Origin of the sequence: Methyloversatilis discipulorum, from assembly GCF_000385375.1 — a bacterium.
Classification (GTDB): Bacteria; Pseudomonadota; Gammaproteobacteria; order Burkholderiales; family Rhodocyclaceae; genus Methyloversatilis; species Methyloversatilis discipulorum_A.
This window is the reverse complement of record NZ_ARVV01000001.1, coordinates 1,718,000-1,738,413: the sequence shown is the minus strand read 5'-3', so window position 1 is coordinate 1,738,413 and position 20,414 is coordinate 1,718,000. Positions and strand designations below refer to the sequence as shown.

General features: G+C 65.6%; 17 protein-coding genes. 7 read left to right on the top strand and 10 right to left on the bottom strand.

All coding sequences use genetic code 11. From position 1 onward, the window contains the following. Positions 1–84 precede the first annotated feature (84 nt). The 3 genes from METRZ18153_RS0108240 to METRZ18153_RS0108230 form a co-directional block, all read right to left on the bottom strand. Positions 85–1,839 carry a PQQ-dependent methanol/ethanol family dehydrogenase gene (locus METRZ18153_RS0108240; protein WP_020164282.1) on the bottom strand — a complete coding sequence of 585 codons (1,755 nt, stop codon included), beginning with the start codon at positions 1,837–1,839 and terminating at the stop codon, positions 85–87. A gap of 149 nt (positions 1,840–1,988) precedes the next feature. After that, positions 1,989–2,945, bottom strand: coding sequence for a quinoprotein relay system zinc metallohydrolase 1 (locus METRZ18153_RS0108235; protein WP_029143634.1), 957 nt, complete (start codon positions 2,943–2,945; stop codon positions 1,989–1,991). Then, on the bottom strand, positions 2,942–3,697 hold the full coding sequence (locus METRZ18153_RS0108230) for a quinoprotein dehydrogenase-associated SoxYZ-like carrier (protein ID WP_020164280.1): 756 nt from the start codon (positions 3,695–3,697) through the stop codon (positions 2,942–2,944). The genes METRZ18153_RS0108235 and METRZ18153_RS0108230 overlap by 4 nt, the downstream gene beginning before the upstream one ends. Positions 3,698–4,045: 348 nt before the next feature. Between METRZ18153_RS0108230 and METRZ18153_RS0108225 the strand changes: the two genes are divergently transcribed. From METRZ18153_RS0108225 to METRZ18153_RS0108215, 3 genes are all read left to right on the top strand, one after another. Continuing rightward, positions 4,046–5,908, top strand: coding sequence for a methanol/ethanol family PQQ-dependent dehydrogenase (locus METRZ18153_RS0108225; protein ID WP_020164279.1), 1,863 nt, complete (start codon positions 4,046–4,048; stop codon positions 5,906–5,908). A gap of 161 nt (positions 5,909–6,069) precedes the next feature. Beyond that, on the top strand, positions 6,070–6,651 hold the full coding sequence (locus tag METRZ18153_RS0108220; protein WP_020164278.1) for a pentapeptide repeat-containing protein: 582 nt from the start codon (positions 6,070–6,072) through the stop codon (positions 6,649–6,651). A gap of 31 nt (positions 6,652–6,682) precedes the next feature. Next, positions 6,683–7,186, top strand: coding sequence for a c-type cytochrome (locus METRZ18153_RS0108215; RefSeq protein WP_020164277.1), 504 nt, complete (start codon positions 6,683–6,685; stop codon positions 7,184–7,186). Positions 7,187–7,249: 63 nt separating this feature from the next. Here METRZ18153_RS0108215 and METRZ18153_RS0108210 read toward each other — a convergent pair whose 3' ends face one another. The 4 genes from METRZ18153_RS0108210 to METRZ18153_RS0108195 form a co-directional block, all read right to left on the bottom strand. Further along, a complete protein-coding gene (locus tag METRZ18153_RS0108210; protein WP_232415999.1) occupies positions 7,250–8,266 on the bottom strand; it encodes a methyl-accepting chemotaxis protein in 1,017 nt (338 codons plus the stop codon). A 364-nt stretch (positions 8,267–8,630) separates the two neighbouring features. Further along, positions 8,631–9,917: a TRAP transporter large permease gene (locus METRZ18153_RS0108205; RefSeq protein ID WP_020164275.1), complete on the bottom strand. Its 1,287-nt coding sequence runs from the start codon at positions 9,915–9,917 to the stop codon at positions 8,631–8,633. After that, positions 9,914–10,576, bottom strand: a complete 663-nt coding sequence (locus METRZ18153_RS0108200) for a TRAP transporter small permease (protein ID WP_029143632.1) — start codon at positions 10,574–10,576, stop codon at positions 9,914–9,916. The genes METRZ18153_RS0108205 and METRZ18153_RS0108200 overlap by 4 nt, the downstream gene beginning before the upstream one ends. Positions 10,577–10,670: 94 nt before the next feature. Beyond that, on the bottom strand, positions 10,671–11,675 hold the full coding sequence (locus METRZ18153_RS0108195; RefSeq protein WP_029143631.1) for a TRAP transporter substrate-binding protein: 1,005 nt from the start codon (positions 11,673–11,675) through the stop codon (positions 10,671–10,673). Positions 11,676–11,856: 181 nt separating this feature from the next. On the opposite strand from METRZ18153_RS0108195, the gene METRZ18153_RS0108190 reads away from it, so the two are divergent. Together METRZ18153_RS0108190 and METRZ18153_RS0108185 are read left to right on the top strand one after the other, a co-directional pair. Next, the gene (locus tag METRZ18153_RS0108190) at positions 11,857–13,785 is read left to right on the top strand and encodes a sensor histidine kinase (protein WP_232415998.1); all 1,929 of its coding nucleotides are present in this window, start codon (positions 11,857–11,859) and stop codon (positions 13,783–13,785) included. 4 nt (positions 13,786–13,789) lie between these two features. After that, a complete protein-coding gene (locus METRZ18153_RS0108185) occupies positions 13,790–14,386 on the top strand; it encodes a response regulator transcription factor (RefSeq protein WP_020164271.1) in 597 nt (198 codons plus the stop codon). Positions 14,387–14,663: 277 nt separating this feature from the next. On the opposite strand, the gene METRZ18153_RS0108180 is transcribed toward METRZ18153_RS0108185, so the two are convergent. The 3 genes from METRZ18153_RS0108180 to METRZ18153_RS0108170 form a co-directional block, all read right to left on the bottom strand. After that, positions 14,664–16,448: an acyl-CoA dehydrogenase gene (locus tag METRZ18153_RS0108180; protein WP_020164270.1), complete on the bottom strand. Its 1,785-nt coding sequence runs from the start codon at positions 16,446–16,448 to the stop codon at positions 14,664–14,666. Positions 16,449–16,526: 78 nt separating this feature from the next. Then, positions 16,527–17,462: an FAD-binding protein gene (locus tag METRZ18153_RS0108175; protein WP_020164269.1), complete on the bottom strand. Its 936-nt coding sequence runs from the start codon at positions 17,460–17,462 to the stop codon at positions 16,527–16,529. Between the two features lie 9 nt (positions 17,463–17,471). After that, positions 17,472–18,224 carry an electron transfer flavoprotein subunit beta/FixA family protein gene (locus METRZ18153_RS0108170; RefSeq protein ID WP_020164268.1) on the bottom strand — a complete coding sequence of 251 codons (753 nt, stop codon included), beginning with the start codon at positions 18,222–18,224 and terminating at the stop codon, positions 17,472–17,474. Between the two features lie 117 nt (positions 18,225–18,341). On the opposite strand from METRZ18153_RS0108170, the gene METRZ18153_RS0108165 reads away from it, so the two are divergent. Together METRZ18153_RS0108165 and METRZ18153_RS0108160 are read left to right on the top strand one after the other, a co-directional pair. Continuing rightward, on the top strand, positions 18,342–18,911 hold the full coding sequence (locus tag METRZ18153_RS0108165) for a TetR/AcrR family transcriptional regulator (protein WP_020164267.1): 570 nt from the start codon (positions 18,342–18,344) through the stop codon (positions 18,909–18,911). 108 nt (positions 18,912–19,019) lie between these two features. Then, the gene (locus METRZ18153_RS0108160) at positions 19,020–20,396 is read left to right on the top strand and encodes a phosphomannomutase/phosphoglucomutase (protein ID WP_020164266.1); all 1,377 of its coding nucleotides are present in this window, start codon (positions 19,020–19,022) and stop codon (positions 20,394–20,396) included. The last annotated feature ends 18 nt before the right edge of the window (positions 20,397–20,414 follow it).

The window sequence follows — 20,414 nt, the reverse complement described above, 5'->3', positions numbered from 1 at the left end:
GCTTGTTTCCTTCATCCCGACGCCCACAGGCGCCGGGATACACGACTTATGCAAGCGCTATGCCAGCACAGGTCGTCTGTGACTTTACTTGTGCAGCTTGAACACCCACATCGAACCACCCTGGTTCAGGTAGTTGACCTTCTTGGCCACGTCCCCACCCCACAGCGGCACAGCGCCACCCCAGCCGGCAGCGACGCCGATGTACTGCTCGCCGTCCTGTTCCCAGGTGATCGGGGGCGCCACGACGCCGGTACCGGTCTGGAAGGACCACACTTCCTTGCCGGTCTTCGCGTCGGCGGCCTTCAGGAAACCTTCAGGCGTACCCCAGAACACCAGGCCACCCTTGGTCGTCATCACACCACCCCACAGCGGAGCGTTGTTGGTGACTTCCCAGACGATCTTGCCGGTCTTCGGATCGACGGCGCGCAGCGCGCCGATGTACTTGTCGTCGATGGTCTTGATGGTGAAGCCGGCACCCAGATATGCAGCACCCTTCTTGTAGGTGATCGGCTCGTTCCAGATTTCCATGCCCCACTCGTTGGCCGGCACGTAGAACAGGCCGGTGTCCGGGCTGTAAGCCATCGGCATCTGGTTCTTGCCGCCGAGGAAGGACGGAGCGGAGAACACCACTTCACCCTTCTTGCCGTCGGCGCCCTTGGACGGGTCGCCAGGACGGTTGGCCGGATCGAAGATCGGCTTGCCGTTGGCATCCAGGCCCTTGGCCCAGGTGATCTTCTTGACGAAGGGGAAGCCGCGCTCGAACTTGCCGGTGTTGGCGTCCAGCACGTAGAAGAAGCCGTTGCGGTCGGCCTTGCCGCCCATGCGCTTGCCGTTCATGTCGAACGTGACGAATTCGTTCACGCCGTCATAGTCCCAGCCGTCGTTCGGCGTGCCCTGGAAGTGCCACTTGATCTGGCCGGTGGCGACGTCGATGGCAACGGTCGCGCACGAGTACAGGTTGTCGCCGGGACGCAGGTGGCTGTTCCACGGAGCCGGGTTGCCGGTGCCGAAATAGGCCAGACCGGTCTTGGCGTCGTAGGAGCCGCCGAGCCAGGTGGCCGCGCCGCCGGTCTTCCACAGGTCGCCCTGCCAGGTGGCGTTGGTGGTGCCGCTGATGCCATTCTCCGTCTTGTTGCCGGCGGCATCGTACTTGTAACCCATGTGACCTTCGACGGTCGGACGGCTCCACACCATCTTGCCCGTCTTGGCATCACGCGCCTCGACGCGGCCGACGATGCCGAACTCACCACCGGACACGCCGGTCAGGATCAGGCCCTTGGCGATGATCGGGGCTGCGGTGTTGGAGTAACCAGCCTGGTAGTCGTCGATCTTTTCCTTCCAGACGACCTTGCCGGTGTTCTGGTCGAGAGCGACCAGTTGTGCGTCCAGCGTGCTGAAGATGACCAGGTTGTCATACACGGCGGCGCCGCGGTTCACCACGTCGCAGCACGGCATGATGCCGTCCGGCAGGCGGTGCTCGTATTGCCACAGCTTGGCGCCGGTCTTGGCATCGAGTGCGTACAGGCGGGAGTAGGAACCCGTAACGAACATCTTGCCATTGACGACGAGCGGCTGCGATTCCTGACCGCGCTGCTTTTCGCCGCCGAACGAGAACGACCACACCGGAACCAGATTCTTGACGTTGCCGACGTTGATCTTGTCGAGCGGGCTGTAGCGCTGGCCTTCCGTGCCCATGCCCCAGGACAGCACATCGCCGGTCGTCTTCGCGTCGTTTTCGATGTCACGGTCGGTCACACCGGCCATGACCTGCGGTGCTGCCATCGCGGCGAACGCCGCAACCAGCAGGCTGGACAGCGTGGAATTACGCAAGCCTTTCATACTTCCTCCTCGTTGGTGAATTTCTCTCTTGCACGAAGGGAATGGTTCCCTTTTTCGGCAGGAGACCGACCGCAAAAACCGGGCCAGCCCAAAACAAGGAGAAAATCCCGTTCGCACCGCACTCCTGCGATGCGAAACGGGTCAGGTGTTCATTTTTGTTGCAACACAGGCAGTGCAACACTGTCCAGCGCGCGCAACTCGTAGGCACCGTAAAGGTGGGTGACCGAACGCTCGAACTCGCTGCGCGCCAGCGGCATCCGCTCGAAGCGCTCGGGCAGCGGCAGGCGCATCACCTCGGCCATGTCGAGACCGTTTGCCGCTGACTGCATCAGGGTCTGATCAAGCCACTTGAGCCAGTCGCGCGTCTGCTCGATGCCGGCGCTACCCGCATGCACGGGACCGTGACCGGGCAGCGTCTTCTTTGCGCCCAGCGCAGCGAGCGCGTCGAGCGACTTCAGCCAGCGCTGCACCGACGCGTGCGGCGTGGTCGGGGCGCGATCGAGGAACACCAGATCGCCGGCGAACAGCACGCCGGTCCGGTGATCGAGAATGGCCAGATCGCCGGCGGTGTGTCCTTCGAGCGCGATCAGCTCGAACTCGTGTCCGCCCACCGTCAGCCGTCCCGGCTGCGCGTCCTGCTGCGCAATCTGGGGCTCGGTGCCAGATGCCCAGTCGCCCGCCATCCGGTACATGTTGTCGGCGAAGGCGCCGCCGTCGTCACGCTCACCGGCCCGCGTGGCGGGCAATGCGGCGATCGGAACATCCGCGAACGCCTGATTTCCGAGGAAGTGATCGGGGTGATGGTGTGTGTTGAACACGCGCACGACCGGCTTGTCGGTGACGCGGGCGATGGCCGCCCTCATCTGTTCGCCATAACGGCGCGACGGGCCGCTGTCGATCACGACCACGCCCTCCTTGGTGACGACGAAGGCGGTGTTGACGATATTGCCGCCGTTGGCGCGCGTGATGTCCTCGGTGCTGCCGATCAGCACCCAGGTGTCGTCGGCGATCTTCTCCGGCTTCAGGCGATAGTCGAAAGGTGTGGCCGCGTGTGCAGCGAAGCTCAGCGCGAGGGCGACCAGTGCAGCAAGGAGGCGGGCCATCATGGCTGCACCTTGGCGTCGATGCGATTGCCGTTGTTGTCGCGGCCCACGACACGCAGCGCCACCGCGCCGGTGTCCGGCAGATCGAACGAGAACACCGGGTTCTCGCTCAGCGGCTCGAAGGTCTCGAGCTTGAGCATGGCGTCGCCCTTGTCGTCGACGATGGCGAGCTGTTCGATGAAGAAGGCCGGAATGCCGGGTGCCAGACCGGTGTCCATCGGATGCATGATGCGCAGACGGACCCGCTGGTTCTGTCCGTCACGCCACACCCTGCCCTGCACCTGGTTCAGCTTCTGCGCCCAGTCCGGCGCGCTGCGACCGGTGCTCGGTGCGGTACAGCCGCCGCCTGCCGCATCCACCCAGACCCCGCCGGCCAGCCAGTTGCCGTCGCCGGTCTGCACCAGCGCACGGATCGGGCTCGCCTGCTGCAGCTTGATGCGGAAGGACAGGCCGGGCTGCGCCAGCAGCGGCTGGAAGTCGAGCACCTTGACGATGGGATTGAAGTCGGCAATCACCAGCACGCGCTTGACGTCAGGCAAGCCCTTCAGCCTGACGGTCACCGGCACGTTCATCGAATCCTCGGCCACCTTGGGCGCCAGCACTTCGATGCGCGGATCGAAAGCGACCGGCGCATCGTTCAGATATTCGCGCTGCAGATCCGGCCAGCGCGAGGAATTCAGCGGATCGGCATCGGCCGCGTGCACAGCGCCAGCCAACGCAAGCGCGAACCCGAGGGCCGCCATTACCTTCTTCATCGGGACAAACTCCTCCATTGCATCTTCTATATGTTGACGGCGCCAGAAATCGGGCGCCGCGCAGCAAGGCAAGCAAGACGAGGACCATCGTCGCACGGAACCGGCAGACCGCCTCGCATCCGGCATAAAGCTTGCCGAACCACCGTCTGTTACAGACCTCGACAACTAAGTGTCCATCCCTGAAACAGTCCGGAAAAACGGGATCGACTCCCTGATTCTGCGGGAGCTTTGAACCTTCGACACCTCCAGGTGCTGCCTAACCTGCAGTGCGCATCACGACCCTGTGTCCGCGAAACAAGCGGGGCCGCGATGACGACACGACAGATCAACACTGAAAGAGGAGTCAGGATGAAAACGTTTGCCCTCAGGAACCCGGCACTGCTGATCGCGCTGGGCATCCTTGCAGCAGGCCCGGTGCACGCCGCCAAGACGGTGAGCTGGGAAGATATCGTCAACGACGACAAGACGACCAAGGACGTGCTGACCTACGGTCTGGGCATGAAAGCCCAGCGTCACAGCCCGCTCAAGCAGATCAACACGCAGACCGTCGCATCGCTGAGCCCCGCGTGGTCCTACTCCTTCGGCGGCGAGAAGCAGCGTGGCCAGGAAGGCCAGGCGCTGGTGCACGACGGCGTCATCTACATCACCGGCTCCTACTCCCGCATGTACGCCATCGACGCCAAGACCGGCAAGCGTCTGTGGGCGTACGAACATCGGCTGCCGGACGACATCCGTCCGTGCTGCGACGTGGTGAACCGCGGTGCGGCGATCTACGGCGACAAGGTGTACTTCGGCACGCTGGACGCCGGCATGGTGGCCTTGAACAAGGACACCGGCAAGGTCGTCTGGTCGAAGAAGTGGGGCGACCACAAGGTCGGCTACACGATGTCGGGCGCCCCCTTCATCGTCAAGGACAAGAAGTCCGGCCGCGTGATGCTGGTGCACGGTTCGTCCGGTGACGAATTCGGCGTTATCGGCTACCTGTTTGCGCGCGACGTCGATACCGGCGAGGAGATCTGGGCGCGCCCGATGGTTGAGGGCCACATGGGTCGCCTGAACGGCAAGGACAGCACGACGACCGGCGACGCCAAGGCGCCGTCGTGGCCGGATGATCCCAGCCGCGAAACCGGCAAGGTCGAAGCCTGGAGTCACGGTGGCGGTGCCCCGTGGCAAACCGCCTCGTTCGACGTCGAACAGAACATGGTCGTGATCGGCACCGGCAACCCGGCCCCGTGGAACACCTGGAAACGGACCAAGGAAGGCGACAGCCCGACCAAGTGGCCCAGCCTGTTCACCTCCGGTCAGGCCTATGTCGATGCGTCGACCGGCGAACTGAAGGGCTTCTTCTCGCACACGCCGAACGACGCCTGGGACTTCTCCGGCAACAACTCTGTGCTGCTGTTCGAGTACAAGGATCCGAAGACCGGCAAGCTGGTGAAGGCATCGGCGCACGCCGACCGCAACGGCTACTTCTTCGTGACCGACCGCGAAAAGCTGGCCACCGGCGCCGGCTACCCGTGGAAGCAGACCGCGCTGATCGGTGCCTGGCCCTTCGTCGACGGCATCACCTGGTCCAAGGGCTTCGATCCGAAGACCGGCCTGCCCAACGTGGTCGAGAGCCAGTATCCGCCGAAGCCCAAGGCCGGTGCGGACAAGGGCGAATCCATCTTCGTGTCACCGCCCTTCCTCGGCGGCACCAACTGGATGCCGATGTCGTACAGCCCGGACACCGAGCTGTTCTACATCCCGGCCAACCACTGGGCGATGGACTACTGGACCGAGAACGTCACCTACAAGCCGGGTGCCGCCTACCTCGGCCAGGGCTTCCGGATCAAGAAGCTGTTCGACGACCACGTCGGCGTCCTGCGCGCGATCGACCCGAAGACCGGCAAGATCGCCTGGGAACACAAGGAGCAGTTCCCGCTGTGGGCCGGCACGCTGACCACCGCCGGCGGCCTGGTGTTCACCGGCACCTCCGATGGCTACGTGAAGGCCTTCGACGCCAAGACCGGCAAGGAAGTCTGGAAATTCCAGACCGGTTCCGGCGTGGTGTCGGTGCCCATCACCTGGGAACAGGATGGCGAACAGTACATCGGCATCTCTTCCGGCTACGGCGGCGCGGTGCCGCTGTGGGGCGGCGACATGGCCGAGCTGACCAAGCAGGTCAGCCAGGGCGGCTCGTTCTGGGCCTTCAAGCTGCCGAAGCGCTGATTGACGGCGCGCCCCCGCCGCCCGGCGGGGGCCGGCCACTCCTCCTGCCGGCCCTGCGTGGCCGGCCTTTACCTGGCAACTGCGAAACGATTTCCGGTGCCGCCGCATCAGCGTCGGCCCAAGATGCGCGGTTGCCAGGTTCTTTCTGTCCGGAGTCCTCGATGCGAAGACTTTTCCCCGCAGTACTGCTCGCACTGCTCGGCCTGAGCACGCCTGCCGTCGCCGAAGACGCCTCGGCCAGCGAAACACTGGTCGTCAATGGCTGCCCGATCTGGCCCTACACCCGTTGCCCGGGTGCCGACCTGCGCCACGCCGACCTGTCGGCAAAGGACCTCGCTGGCGCCGACTTCACCGGCGCGAACATGGTGCGCGCCGACCTGCGTGCCGCCAATCTTGCCGGCGCGATACTGGACCGCGCCGATCTCAGCTCGGCCCGCCTGCAGAAGGCCAACATTCCCGCCGCCAGCCTGCGCGGCGCACGGCTGGTCGGTGCGGACATGGAGTTCGCGCGCATGTTCCGTGTCGACTTCAGCTACGCCGACCTGACGGCCGCCAACCTGGAAGCGGCTCGCCCGATGTTCGCGCGCTTCCACTACGCCCGGCTGGTCAACGCCAACCTGCAGGAAACCAAGTTCGGCAGCGCCGATTTCCGCAACGCCATCATGGAAGGCTGCGTAACGCGCTACACCGTTTTCCTCGATGCCAATTTCGACGACTGCAAAGGTTGTCCGGTGGGCTGGTAAGCACCGCCCCGCCGCAATGGAGATACCGCACATGATCAGGACACTGGCCGCACCGCTGCTGCTGGCTGCGCTGCTCGGCAGCGCACACGCTGGCGATCCGGCGATGGAAGCGCATCCGCCGAAGACCGATATCTCGGCGCTGCCGCCGGTCGGCGACGCATGGAAGGACAGCAATCCCTACCGCGGCAACGCCGCCGTCGTCGACACCGGTCGCGCGCTCTACAACGAGTCGTGCGCCGTCTGCCACGGTACCGATGTCAATCACAAGAACCAGGTCGGCCCCAACCTGCTGCGCCTGCACCGCGGCTGTCGCAAGGTGACCGAACCCGACCTGCAGCTTCGCTGCCTCAGCGACGTCGATCACTACTTCGTCAAGACGGTACGCAAGGGCAAGCGCGTGCTCGACGTGCAGCACATGCCGCCGTGGGACAAGGTGCTGACGCAGGAGGCGGTGTGGGCGATCAAGACCTTCATCGAAGCGCGCATCGACGAGGATGCGCGGATCAAGGCACAGGGAAAGACCGCGGCGCGCTGACCCTCGCACAAGAAAAAAGCCGGCGCGATGCGCCGGCTTTTTCTTGTTCGGGATCGACGCGTTTCAGATCTGGAAGGTGCGCAGGCTGGCTTCGAGCTCGCGCGCCGAACCGGCGACCGATTCGCCCTGCGACGCGGTCTGCGCAACGCCGCGTGCGTTGTCCTCGGACAGCGCCGACAGTTCGCCCGCGTTGCGCAGGATGGCGTGCGCCGTGGTGTCCTGTTCGCGCATGCTGGTCGCCACTTCACCCGACTTGTTCACCAGTTCTTCCATGCGGTGCAGGATGGATTCGAAAGTCTCCACCGCACCGCGCGAGGTGGTCACCGCGCCGCTGACGCGTTCGCTGGCCTGACCGACACGCTCGACCGTTTCCTGGGCGTCGTGGCGGATCTTGGCGACGATCTGCTCGATGTCCGCGGTGGAACCCTGAGTGCGCTGCGCCAGCTTGCGCACCTCGTCGGCCACCACCGCAAAACCGCGACCCTGCTCGCCGGCACGTGCGGCCTCGATCGCGGCGTTGAGCGCCAGCAGATTGGTCTGGTCGGAAATGTCTTTCACCACGTCGTTGATCTTGGCGATCTCTTCCGAATCCTTGACCAGACGCTCGATCACCTGCAGCGACTCTTCCATCTCCTTGGCGATGCGGCTGACGCCCTCCATCGACACTTCGAGATCGGTCTTGCCGCTGCGCGTGCTGTCGCCGGCGGCGCGCACGATGCTGTCCATGTCGGCCGACAGGTCGGCCACTTGGCGGGCCGAAGCGGTCATCTGCTCCATCGCCTCGGCGACGGTACGGATACGGTCGGCCTGGCGCGAGCCGGTCTCGTTCGCGGCGATGGTCAGCTTGGACAGTTCTTCGGCCGAACTGGTGAGCGTCGACGACAGGGTCGTCATCTTCTCGATCAGCTTGCGGAAAGACTTGCAGGCCTGGTTGTACTCATAGCCCAGCCAGGCAAAGTCGTCCTTGCCGGACAGGCTGAGCTTGTGATTGAGCTTGCCTTCGGCAAGGCTGTGCATGGCGTTGACCAACAGTTCGGCGCGCTGACCGAAGCCGGTGCCGAACCAGATGCCGACACCCATGATGAAGACGGAACTCAGGACAGACGATACGATAAGGCCGGTCCAACCCGGAAACAGAAACTCCTGCACGCCGAAAATGGCCGTGCACATGGCCGACGCAAAGATCGAGTGAAAAAGGAAGGCTTTGCGGATGCTCAGCATGTTCTTCATGTGTCTGTTCCCTGTTTTCGATTCACTACATGGCCAATATCGACAGGTGCTTATAGGACTTTAGTTATACGGAAGCGCACCGTCGATCTCCTCGTAGGACCATTTACGACTGTCGGCACCGCGGACTTGAGCAAGGGCTTTGCAAAAAAGAAAAACGCCGCGCATAACTTCACGCGGCGTCAGAACTGCGGGTGGCAGTGGTGTCAGGTACGCATCAGCTGATCATGCCAAGCGTCCGCGGCAGCCACAGCGACAGAGCGGGCCAGTAGGTGACGATGACCAGGAAGATGAGCATCGTGACCAGCCACGGCGACACTGCCTTGGTCATGTCCGTCATGCCCAGCCTGGCGATGCCGCTTCCGACATACAGGTTCAGGCCCACCGGCGGCGTGATCATGCCGATTTCCATGTTCACCGTGATGATGATACCGAAGTGCACCGGGTCGATGCCCAGCGCCATCGCCACCGGGAACAGGATGGGCGCGGTGATCAGGATGATGGACGACGGCTCCATGATGTTGCCGGCCAGCAGCAGCAGAATGTTCACCACCAGCAGGAAGCCCAGCGCCCCCATGCCGCTGTCCACCAGCCAGGCCGCCACCGCCTGTGGAATCTGTTCCGAAGTCAGCAGGAAGGAGAACAGGATGGCGTTGGTGATGATGTAGAGCAGCATCGCGCTCATGTTTGCCGAATCGAGCAGCACCTTGGGGATGCGCTTCAGCGGCAGGTCGCGATAGACGAATACCGCGACGATGAAGGCGTACACCGCACTCATCGCGGCCGCTTCGGTCGGCGTGAAGATGCCGGTATAGATGCCGCCCATCACGACGACGATGAGCATCAGCCCCCAGAAGGATTCGCGAAAGGCCTTGATGCGATCGACCATCGGTGCCTTTGGCATGCGCGGGTAGTTGTTGCTCTTGGCGCGCCACCAGGTGGTGAAGCCCAGCATGAACAGCAGCACAGCGCCCGGGATGATGCCGGCCATGAACAGCGCGCCGATCGACGAGTTCGTCGACACCGCATACATCACCATCACGATGGACGGCGGAATCAGGATGCCCAGCGCGCCCGAGCTGGCGACGATGCCGGCGCCGAACTTCATCGGGAAGCCCTGCTTGACCATCGCCGGCAGCAGGATGGCGCCGATCGCCGCCACCGTCGCCGGGCTGGAGCCCGACACCGCAGCGAACAGACCGCAGGCCACCACGCCGCCCATGCCCAGGCCGCCGTGGAAATGGCCGACCAGCGAGGTGGCGAAGTTGATCATCCGCTTCGCCACACCGCCGTGGGTGAGGAAGTTGCCGGCCAGGATGAAGAACGGAATCGCCATGATTTCGAACTTCTCGATACCGGTGAACAGCTTCAGCGCCACCGACTCGACCGGCACATCGGTCATCGTGAACAGGAAGGTCAGTACGGTCAGACCCAGCGAGATGGACACCGGCATGCCGGTGAGCATCAGCACCAGCAGCAGGGCAAAGATGATGGCGGCGCTCATTGGCGGCCTCCCTTGGCGTGTTCGCGCTCTTCGGCTTCTTCGACCGCCTCGCCGATCAGCACCGGCTTGACGTCCTCCATGCCCTCGACGTGCGCATGATCGTGGTGCGGCAGCTCACCGGTGCGGATGAAGGCCGTCATCACCTGCAGGAAGCGGAAGCACATCAGGCCGGAACCCAGTGGTATGGCCATGTATACGATCCAGGTCGGCCATTCGAGGTCGGGCGTGGTCGGCCCCTCGAACAGGTCGCCGGTGTCCTGGCCGAGGGCGCTCAGCACCGCATAGGCGGCGCCGTTCTCCCACACGAAGTGGCTGCCCAGCGCACAAATGACGCCAGTGAACAGCGCGCCGGCCGCCAGACCGAACACGACGAACTTGTTGCGCAGTGCCGGCTGCAACTGGTTGATCAGCACATCGACGCCGACGTGGATGCCGGTGCGCACGCCGTAGGCGGCGCCGAACTTGGCCATCCAGACGAACAGGATGATGCACAGCTCCTGTGCCCAGCCGAGATTCAGCGACAGCAGCCAGTCCTGCAGGCCGGGCACGTCGAAACCGGCGGCGTAGCGATGTACGACGGACACGAAAATGATGATGGTGGCCACGGCTATCAAAAGCGTAATGAGCCACTCCTCGATATGGTCGAGTATTCGGAGCACGGTGGTCTCCCGATGAGGTGAGAGTGATGCAGTGTGCGCGCCTGCGCGCAGGGATGCGACACGTGCGGCGGACGCCGCACGTGTGCGGGGCGGATTACAGCTTCGACGGATCGAACTGGGTTTCCTTGTAGATGGCCTGGATCAGGTCGGCGCCCATCCGGCTTTCCATCTTCTTGTGCACCGGCACCAGCGCACGCTTGAACGCCAGACGCTCTTCCGCCGTCGGCACATAGACCTGGGTCCGGCCGCTCTTGCGCACGCCTTCGAGCGCAGCGTCGTTCTCTTCCTTGGCGATCTTGTTGGCGTAGCTGGTGGCTTCCTTCATCGCAGTGTCGAGCTGACCGCGCACGTCGGCCGGCAGGCCGTCCCAGAACTTCTTGTTCACGATGACGGCGTAACCCAGATAGCCGTGGTCGGTCACCGCCATGTGCTTCTGCACCTCATGCATCTTCTGCGTGTAGAGGTTGGAATGCGGGTTCTCGGTGCCGTCGACCACGCCAGTCTGCAGCGCCTGATAGACCTCGGAGAAAGCCATCACCTGCGGCAGCGCGCCGAGCGAACGGATCTGCTCTTCCAGCACCTTGGACGACTGGATGCGCAGCTTCTTGCCCTTCAGGTCGGCCGGCGTCTTGATCGGCGTGTTGGCCGAGAAGGACTTGAAGCCGTTGTCCCAGAAGCCCAGGCCGACGATGCCCTTCGGCTCCAGCTTCTTCAGGATGGACACACCGATCGGGCCCTGCGTCACCTTGTGCAGGTCGGCGTAGCCGTCGAAGATGAAAGGCAGGTCGAACACCTCGAATTCCTTGACGCCCAGCGGGCCGAACTTGGCCAGCGACGGCGCCAGCATCTGCACGGCGCCCAACTGCAGCGCCTCCATCTCTTCCTTGTCCTTATACAGCTGGCTGTTCGGATACACCTCGACCTTCACCTTGCCGCCGGTCAGTTCCTCGGCGCGCTTCTTGAAGAAATCGGCCGCCTTGCCCTTCGGAGTTTCGGTCGCCACGACGTGGCTGAACTTGATCACGATGGGCTGCTGCGCCAGCGCAAACGGAGTCAGGCCGAGCGTGAGCAGGCCGAAAAGCATGGAATGAAGTTTCATGGTGTCTCCTCTTGTGTATGAAGGCCACACGGCGCGAACGGCCAATGTGATGCCCGGATTGTGGTCGGCGGGGATGGCTGCGGCCATTGTGGATATCCGCAACCGCGCCGCCGCTGTGGAAAACCGAAGTCCCCGGCGCCACGTGCGCACTTATGATGTGCCCATCGCTCGCACGGTCACCATGAACACCCTTCCCCATTCCTCACCGCTGCACGCGGCTTCTCACCACGCCGGCCCGGGCTGGTACTGGATGGTGCCGCGCGTCGCCATCGCGCTCTTCCTGCTGGCCATCGGCACGCTGGTGTGGTGGCTGCACCGCAACGATCTGGACGAGCAGCGCGCGACCATGATCAACGACGTGCTGTGGATGGAGCAGGACCTGCGCTTCCATCTCGACCGCAACGCCGAGCAGATGGCGCAGATCGGGCGCGAGGCGGCCGACGGCCGGCTCGATGCGCGGGTGATCGAGGCACGCCAGCGCAACATGATCGCCAACGGGCACGGCCTGCTGCGCGTCGATACCATCGCGCACATCAACGCCGACGACCCGGATATGTCGGGCCCGGCGCGGCTGGCCGAACAACTGGGCCGCGCGGCCTATCTGCCGCCTTACGCGACCGCCGACGGCGACGTGCATTTCGACGTTCTGGTGCCGCTGGGCGGCGGCCAGGGCTGGATGCGCGGGACCTACTCGATCGAGCAGATGCTGTCGCAGTCGGTGCCCTGGTGGTTCGCCGAGCGCTACAAGCTGGACGTGATCGACAACACCGAAACGGTGCTGGCCAGCAAGTCCAAGGTGGCGGCCGAACACGACGAAATGAACTACGCGCTGGTGTTCGACCCGCCCGGCCACGGCCTGCGGCTGCGTGTCACCGCCTACCGCAGCGACACCCGACTGCTGCCGGCGCTGCTCGTGGTCACCATCGTCGGTCTGGCATTCACGATGCTTTGGAGCCTGTGGGCGCTGCGCCGTCACCTGGTGCGCCGGCTGGAGGCTGAACAGGCGCTGCGCGAGGAACACACGTTCCGTTCGGCGATGGAAAATTCGCTCAGCATCGGTCTGCGCGCGCGCGATCTGAGCGGCCGCATCACACACGTGAACCCGGCCTTCTGCCGCATGGTCGGCTGGAGCGCCGAGGAACTTATGGCGATGAGCCCGCCCATGCCCTACTGGGCGCCGGAAGAGGCCGAACACATCCGTGCGCTGCACGACGGCATCCTGGCCGGCGGCGCGACCTCGCACGAAGCGCTGGAACTGAAGTTCATCCGCCGCAATGGCGAGCGCTTCGACGTGCTCATTTCGGAGGCGCCGCTGGTCGACGCCGACGGCCGTCACGTCGGCTGGATGAGTTCGGTGCTCGACATCACCGAACGCAAGCAGGCGGAGGAGCTGTACCGGCAGCAGCAGGAGAAGCTGCAGTTCACCGGCCGTCTGATCACCATGGGCGAAATGGCATCGACGCTGGCGCACGAACTGAACCAGCCGCTGTCGGCCATCGCCAGCTACAGCACCGCCTGTCTGAACATGGTCGATAACGGCAGCGGCACGCTGGCCGACCTGAAGGAACCGCTGGCAAAGATGAACGCGCAGGCGCGCCGCGCCGGCACCATCATCCGCCGCGTGCACGAATTCGTCCGCCGCTCCGAGCCGAAGCGCGTCGCCTGTTCGCTGAACGACGTGGTCGAGGAAGCGCTGGGCCTGATCGAGGCCGACGCACGCAAGCGCGACATCCGCATCTCCAGCTCACTGGCCGGCGCCCTGCCCGCGGTCAGCGCCGATCGCGTCATGATCGAACAGGTGCTCCTGAACCTGATCCGCAACGGCATGGACGCGATGGCCGCCTGCCCGCCCGAGCGGCGGCGCCTGCTGATCCAGACCAGCGCCGACGCCGAGGGCGTGCAGGTGTCGGTGCGCGACAGCGGCAGCGGCATCCCGCCCGAGGTGGCGGACAAGCTGTTCGCGCCCTTCTTCACCACCAAACCGGACGGCATGGGCATGGGCCTCAACATCTGCCGCTCGATCGTCGAACTGCACCGCGGCCGGCTATGGTTCGAATCCGCCGACGGCGGCGGTACCGTGTTCATCCTGAAGCTGCCAGCCGGGGAGTGAGCCGATGAGCCAGATCTTCATCGTCGACGACGACGAAGCCATCCGCGACGCGCTGGGCTGGCTGTTCCGCTCGCGCGGCCACGCGGTGCGCACCTGGCCCTCGGCCGAAGCGCTGATCGCCAGCAGCGAGATCGCGCACTGCGGCTGTCTGCTGCTGGACATCCGCATGGACGGCATGAGTGGGCTCGAACTTTTCGGCTGGCTGCACGAGCACGGCCACGACATGCCAGTGATCTTCCTGACCGGCCACGGCGACGTGCCAATGGCGGTGGGCGCGATCAAGCAGGGCGCCTTCGATTTCGTCGAGAAGCCGTTCAACGACAATGAACTGGTGGACCGTGCGCTGGCCGCGCTGGCCATGCATCAGCAGCAATTGTCGAAGCGCGCCGCCGCACAGGCCATCGATGAGCGCGTCGCCCAGCTCACGCAGCGCGAGATCGAAGTGATGGAGCGCGTGCTGGCCGGCCAGATGAACAAGGTGATCGCCAGCGACCTCGGCGTCACCATGCGCACAGTCGAGGTCCATCGCGCGCGCATCTTCGAGAAGATGGGCGTGCGGTCTGCGGTGGAACTGGCGCAGGTACTGGCGGCGAGGAAGTAGCGCCGCGCACATTCACCGCTGCTGTCGGGGTCGGAAGACCCCTCCCACAGAATTCCGGTTCATGCTCGGGCGGCGGAGCGGGCACTACCCCTGTGGGAGCGGCCTTGGCCGCGACACGGCCGTCGCGGGCCACTGGCTTCGATCGAGGCCGCCATCGCGAGCAAGCTCGCTCCCACACTCTTCGCTTCAGGCCAGTGCGAGGCCCCGCGCCCAGCCCACCGCCGCTATCGGGGTGATCAGCCCCCCACGGCATCCCGGTTCCGGGATGGCGACCAGACTACAGACCTGCTGCGTCGTCCAGCGTGGCCGCGGCGCCGCAGCACACCATGTGCGCCAGACCGCCGCACTCGCTCAGCACGTGATCGGCATAGAAGCGCGCGGTGACGATCTTGGCGCGCAGGAAGTCGGCATCGCCGTCACCGGCGGTCAGACGCTGCTGCGCCAGCAGGGCACCTCGCGCAAGCTGCCAGCCACCCGCCACGCGGCCGAACAGCATCAACAGGGGCACTGCGCCGGCCAGCGCGGCGCGCACATCGCTGCGCCAGTGCGCGACGACGAAATCGACGCTGCGTTCGAGCGCCGACGCCGCCTCGCCCAGCGGCGCGGACAACGCCTGCAGCCGCGCCGCGTCGAGCGCCGCGACGACATCGCGCATGTCGGCGATCACCGCCCGCGCGGCGGCGCCGCCGTCGCGCGCGATCTTGCGGCCGACCAGGTCATTGGCCTGTATGCCGGTCGTGCCCTCGTAGATATTGGTGATGCGCGCATCACGCAGGTACTGGGCCGCGCCGGTTTCCTCGACATAGCCCATGCCGCCGTGCACCTGCACGCCGAGCGAGGCGATCTCGTTCGCGGTTTCGGTGCTCCAGCCTTTCACCAGCGGAATCATCAGCTCGACGAAAGCCTGGGCGCGCGTCCGTTCGTCCTGGTACGCGTGGCGCGCCGCGCGGTCGCGTGCCGCTGCGGTGACCGCGGCCAGCGCGCGCATCGCCTCGACCTGCGACTTCATGCGCAGCAGCATGCGGCGCACGTCCGGGTGGCGCACGATGGCCACGCTGCCGCCGCCCTTCACGCCCGCCTCGCCGCCCTGACGCCGCTCGTTGGCGTACTCGCGCGCCTGCTGAAATGCGCGCTCGGCCACCGCGATGCCCTGCAGGCCAACCGCGTAGCGCGCGGCGTTCATCATGATGAACATGTACTCGATGCCGCGGTTCTCTTCGCCGCACAGCCAGCCGGTGGCGCCGCCGGCATCGCCGAAGGCCATCACGCAGGTCGGGCTGGCATGGATGCCCAGCTTGTGTTCGAGCGACACGCAGCGCACGTCGTTGCGCGCACCCGGATTGCCGTCGGCGTCGGGAATGAACTTGGGCACGATGAACAGCGAAATGCCCTTCACGCCGTCGGGCGCACCCGGCGTGCGCGCCAGCACCAGATGCACGATGTTGGACGCCAGTTCGTGCTCGCCGAAGGTGATGAATATCTTCTGCCCGAAGACGCGGTAACTGCCGTCAGGCTGCGGTTCGGCGCGGCTGCGCACGGCGGCCAGATCGGAACCGGCCTGCGGCTCGGTCAGATTCATGGTGCCGGTCCATTCGCCGCTCACCATACGTTCGAGGTACAGCGCCTTCTGCTCGTCGGAGCCGCACAGCGCCAGCGCCTCGATGGCGCCGGCGGTCAGCAGCGGACACAGCGAGAACGCCATATTGGCGCCCATCACCATCTCCTGGATCTGCGCCACCACGAGGTGCGGCATGCCGGCGCCGCCGTGCGCCGGATCGCAGCCCATGCCGTTCCAGCCGTTGTCGGCATAGGCGCGATAAGCCTCCGCGAATCCGTCCGGCATGGCTACGCGACCGTCGTCTCCGAGCTTCGCGCCGACGCGATCCCCCACCCGATTCAGTGGCGACAGCACCTCGCCGGTGAATCGGGCGGCCTCTTCGAGCACCGCGTCAACGACGTCCGGGCTCGCGTCCTCGTAGCCGGGCAAGGTCACCACTTCGTTCAGGCCAGCCAGTTCCAGCGCAAAACGCATGTCCTGCAGCGGCGCGACGTATTCGCTCATGAGCCTCTCCTCCATCGGGCTCTGACGGCCCTCGAAATTGATCGATGACGGCAGCGGGCGAGTGCCGCCCGCTGTCGATCAGTCCAGTGCCTGCACCAACTGCGGTACCAGTTCGAACAGGTCGCCAACCAGACCGTAGTCGGCCACCTGGAAGATGGGCGCGTCCGGATCCTTGTTGATCGCGACAATCACCTTCGAATCCTTCATGCCGGCCAGGTGCTGGATGGCACCCGACAGCCCGACTGCAATATAGATGTCGGGCGCGACGATCTTGCCCGTCTGGCCGACCTGGTAATCGTTCGGTGCGTAACCGGAATCGACCGCAGCGCGGCTGGCGCCAAGTGCGGCGCCGAGCCGGTCGGCCAGCGGTTCGAGCACGCGGTGATAGGCCTCGGCACTGCCCAGCCCGCGTCCGCCGGACACGACGACGCGCGCGGCACCCAGTTCCGGGCGGGCCGACTGCGACAGTTCCTGCGACACGTGGGCGGACAAGCCGGTCGCCGCCGGCGGCGTCACCGCCTCGACCGGCGCCGCACCGCCGCTCGCCGGCAGCGGGTCGAAGGCGGTCGCGCGCACCGTGATCACCCTGACCGTATCGCCGCTCTGCACCGTGGCCAGCGCATTGCCGGCGTAGATCGGGCGCACGAAAGTGTCGGCCGACACCACCTCGACGATGTCGGAAATCTGCGCCACGTCGAGTGTCGCCGCGACGCGCGGCATGAAGTTCTTGCCGAAGCTGCCGGCCGGAGCCAGCACGTGGCGGTGGCCGGCGGCGACCGCCAGCACCACTGCGGCGAGGTCTTCCGCGGTCGGGTGCGCCAGGTGGGCGGCATCGGCGCTCAACACCCGGGCAACGCCCGGTACCGCGGCAGCGGCGGCAGCTGCGCCAGCGCAGCCGCTGCCGGCGACCAGCACGGTGATGTCACCGCCGATCTTCGCCGCGGCAGCCAGCGTGTTCAGCGTCGCCGGGCGCAGGCCGGCGTTGTCGTGTTCTGCAATGACCAGAATGCTCATGACGGCTCCTCAGCGCAGCACTTTGGCTTCGTCGCGCAACTTGGCGACCAGTTCGGCCACCGAGGCCACCTTGACGCCGGCCTGACGCTTCGGTGGCTCGGCCACCTTCAGCACCTTCAGGCGCGGCGCGACATCGACGCCCAGTTCGTCCGGCGTCACCGTGTCGAGCGGCTTCTTCTTCGCCTTCATGATGTTGGGCAGGCTGGCGAAGCGGGGTTCGTTCAGCCGCAGGTCGGTGGTGACCACCGCCGGCAGCGCCACGCTGACCGTTTCCAGCCCGCCATCGATCTCGCGCGTCACGGTCGCGCGACCGTCGGCGACGCCGACCTTGGACGCGAAGGTGGCCTGACCCCAGCCGAGCAGCGCAGCCAGCATCTGGCCGGTCTGGTTGGCGTCGTCGTCGATCGCCTGCTTGCCGCAGATCACCAGCTGCGGCTGCTCGCGACCGGCCACCGCCTTGAGCAGCTTGGCCACCGCCAGCGGTTGCAGTTCGACATCGGTATTCACATGGATCGCGCGGTCGGCACCCAGTGCCAGCGCCGTGCGCAGCGTATCGACGCAGCCGGCTACGCCGCAGGACACCGCGACCACCTCGGTCGCCACACCCGCCTCCTTAAGCCGCACCGCCTCTTCCACCGCGATCTCGTCGAACGGATTCATCGACATCTTCACGTTCGCTGTTTCGACGCCGCTGCCATCGGCGGCAACGCGGATCTTCACGTTGTAATCGATCACCCGCTTGACCGGGACCACAATCTTCATGCCTGTGTCTCCTGTGTGCCGCTGCACGGTTGCACGCACCCATACGGATGCGTATGTTCAGGCCATACGCTACCGTATGCTTCCGTTAGAGGTCAACCACGCCGCAGGAATACCACCATGCCCGACGCCGACGCCCGCCCGCAAACCGACCGCGACACCTGGGTGCGGGCGGCCACCCAGACCCTGGCCGACAGTGGTGTCGACGGCGTCCGGGTGGAGACGCTGGCGCGCGGTCTCGGCCTGACCAAGGGCAGTTTCTACTGGCACTTCAAGGACCGCCGCGCCCTGCTCGACGCCGTGCTGGAGCACTGGCGCGACGGCCGCATCGACGACATCCGCAACCGCACGCAATCTGCGCCCGGCGACGAAATCGCGCAACTGCAGCATGTGATCGACACCTACAGCCTGGCGCGCAACCGCCGCGGCATGCAGGTCGAACTGGCGCTGCGCGACTGGGCACGCCACGACGAAGCGGCGCGCGCCGCCGTCGACGAGGTGGACAGCGTGCGGCTGGAATGCGCTGCCGCGCTGTTCCGCGCTGCCGGCTGCGACGCCGACGAAGCGACCAATCGCAGTCTGCTGCTGTATGCCTATGTGTTCGGCCTGGGCATGATGGATGTGCCGCGTGACACGGCGAGACCGGCGGCCGCACGCCAGTTCATCGCCAACCTGATCACGGGCCGTTGATATTTTGCAAAACAATGCCGCGCGGCCGTCATCGTTCGCACGGGATAATTGATGCAATGCCGCATCCGTGCGGGCCTACAACAGAACAGAACGCAGAAAGGAAAACCGATGTCCTTCCCGGCACCCGAAATCTTCAAGGCCTACGACATCCGCGGCATCGTGGACAAGACGCTGACCGCAGACGCGGTGCGCGCCATCGGCCACGCACTGGGCTCCGAGGCGGTGAAGCGCGGCCAGCGCACCATCGCCGTCGGCCGCGACGGCCGCCTGTCCGGCCCTGAACTGGCCGGTGCGCTGGCCGCAGGCATCAATGCCGCCGGCGTCGATGTGCTGGACATCGGCTGCGTGCCGACGCCGCTGTCCTACTTCGCCGCCTTCGACCTCGGCACCGACAGCGCGGTCAGCGTGACCGGCAGCCACAACCCGCCCGACTACAACGGCCTGAAGATGGTGCTGGGCGGCCAGACGCTGTACGGCGACATGATCCAGGACCTGCGCCGCCGCATCGTCGACAACGATCTGGTACACGGCCAGGGCACCACCCGCCACGCCGACGTGCGCGACACCTACATCAGCCGCGTCACCGGCGACGTGAAGCTCAAGCGCCGGATGAAGGTGGTGATCGACTGCGGCAACGGCGTCGCCGGCGACATCGCGCCGCGCCTGTTCGAAGCGCTGGGCTGCGAAGTAGTGCCGCTGTTCTGCGAAGTGGATGGCAATTTCCCCAACCACCATCCGGACCCGTCCAAGCCGGAAAACCTGGAAGACGTGATCCGCGTGCTGGCCGCCGGCGACGCCGAGATCGGTCTCGCTTTCGACGGCGACGGCGACCGCCTGGGCGTGGTCACGCGCGACGGCGAAATCATCTATCCGGACCGCCAGCTCATGCTGTTCGCCGCCGACGTGCTGTCGCGCCAACCGGGCGCGCAGATCGTCTATGACGTCAAATGCACCCGCCTGCTGGCGCCGTGGATCCGCGAACATGGCGGCGAGCCGGTCATGTGGAACACCGGGCACGCACTGATCAAGGCCAAGCTGAAGCAGAGCGGCGCCGCGCTGGCCGGCGAGATGAGCGGCCACATGTTCTTCAAGGAGCGCTGGTTCGGCTTCGACGACGGCCTGTACGCCGGCGCCCGCCTGCTCGAAATCCTGTCCGCCTCGCCGGACGGCAACGCCGTGCTGAAGGCGCTGCCGACCGCCACCTCGACGCCCGAGCTGAACCTGAAGATGAACGAGGGCGAGCCGCACGCGCTGATCGCCGAGATGCAAAAGTCGGCGGTATTCGACGGCGCGCGCGACATCATCAAGATCGATGGCCTGCGCGTCGAATACGCCGACGGCTTCGGTCTGATGCGGGCGTCGAACACGACGCCGGTGGTCGTGCTGCGCTTCGAGGCGGACAACGCCGCCGCGCTCGAACGCATCCAGGCGGATTTCCGTCGCGTGCTCGGCAGCGCCCGCCCGGACCTCGCCCTGCCCTTCTGAGGCCCCGCCCGGCGCCCG

What these genes read in the sequence shown, in the direction of transcription:
- METRZ18153_RS0108215 (WP_020164277.1), top strand. Translation starts at nt 6,683, where the DNA reads ATGATCAGGACACTGGCCGCACCGCTGCTGCTGGCTGCGCTGCTCGGC.
- METRZ18153_RS0108175 (WP_020164269.1), bottom strand. Translation starts at nt 17,462, where the DNA reads ATGAGCATTCTGGTCATTGCAGAACACGACAACGCCGGCCTGCGCCCG.
- METRZ18153_RS0108210 (WP_232415999.1), bottom strand. Translation starts at nt 8,266, where the DNA reads ATGGGTGTCGGCATCTGGTTCGGCACCGGCTTCGGTCAGCGCGCCGAA.
- METRZ18153_RS0108225 (WP_020164279.1), top strand. Translation starts at nt 4,046, where the DNA reads ATGAAAACGTTTGCCCTCAGGAACCCGGCACTGCTGATCGCGCTGGGC.
- METRZ18153_RS0108160 (WP_020164266.1), top strand. Translation starts at nt 19,020, where the DNA reads ATGTCCTTCCCGGCACCCGAAATCTTCAAGGCCTACGACATCCGCGGC.
- METRZ18153_RS0108190 (WP_232415998.1), top strand. Translation starts at nt 11,857, where the DNA reads ATGAACACCCTTCCCCATTCCTCACCGCTGCACGCGGCTTCTCACCAC.
- METRZ18153_RS0108235 (WP_029143634.1), bottom strand. Translation starts at nt 2,945, where the DNA reads ATGATGGCCCGCCTCCTTGCTGCACTGGTCGCCCTCGCGCTGAGCTTC.
- METRZ18153_RS0108220 (WP_020164278.1), top strand. Translation starts at nt 6,070, where the DNA reads ATGCGAAGACTTTTCCCCGCAGTACTGCTCGCACTGCTCGGCCTGAGC.
- METRZ18153_RS0108185 (WP_020164271.1), top strand. Translation starts at nt 13,790, where the DNA reads ATGAGCCAGATCTTCATCGTCGACGACGACGAAGCCATCCGCGACGCG.
- METRZ18153_RS0108240 (WP_020164282.1), bottom strand. Translation starts at nt 1,839, where the DNA reads ATGAAAGGCTTGCGTAATTCCACGCTGTCCAGCCTGCTGGTTGCGGCG.
- METRZ18153_RS0108195 (WP_029143631.1), bottom strand. Translation starts at nt 11,675, where the DNA reads ATGAAACTTCATTCCATGCTTTTCGGCCTGCTCACGCTCGGCCTGACT.
- METRZ18153_RS0108180 (WP_020164270.1), bottom strand. Translation starts at nt 16,448, where the DNA reads ATGAGCGAATACGTCGCGCCGCTGCAGGACATGCGTTTTGCGCTGGAA.
- METRZ18153_RS0108165 (WP_020164267.1), top strand. Translation starts at nt 18,342, where the DNA reads ATGCCCGACGCCGACGCCCGCCCGCAAACCGACCGCGACACCTGGGTG.
- METRZ18153_RS0108230 (WP_020164280.1), bottom strand. Translation starts at nt 3,697, where the DNA reads ATGAAGAAGGTAATGGCGGCCCTCGGGTTCGCGCTTGCGTTGGCTGGC.
- METRZ18153_RS0108205 (WP_020164275.1), bottom strand. Translation starts at nt 9,917, where the DNA reads ATGAGCGCCGCCATCATCTTTGCCCTGCTGCTGGTGCTGATGCTCACC.
- METRZ18153_RS0108170 (WP_020164268.1), bottom strand. Translation starts at nt 18,224, where the DNA reads ATGAAGATTGTGGTCCCGGTCAAGCGGGTGATCGATTACAACGTGAAG.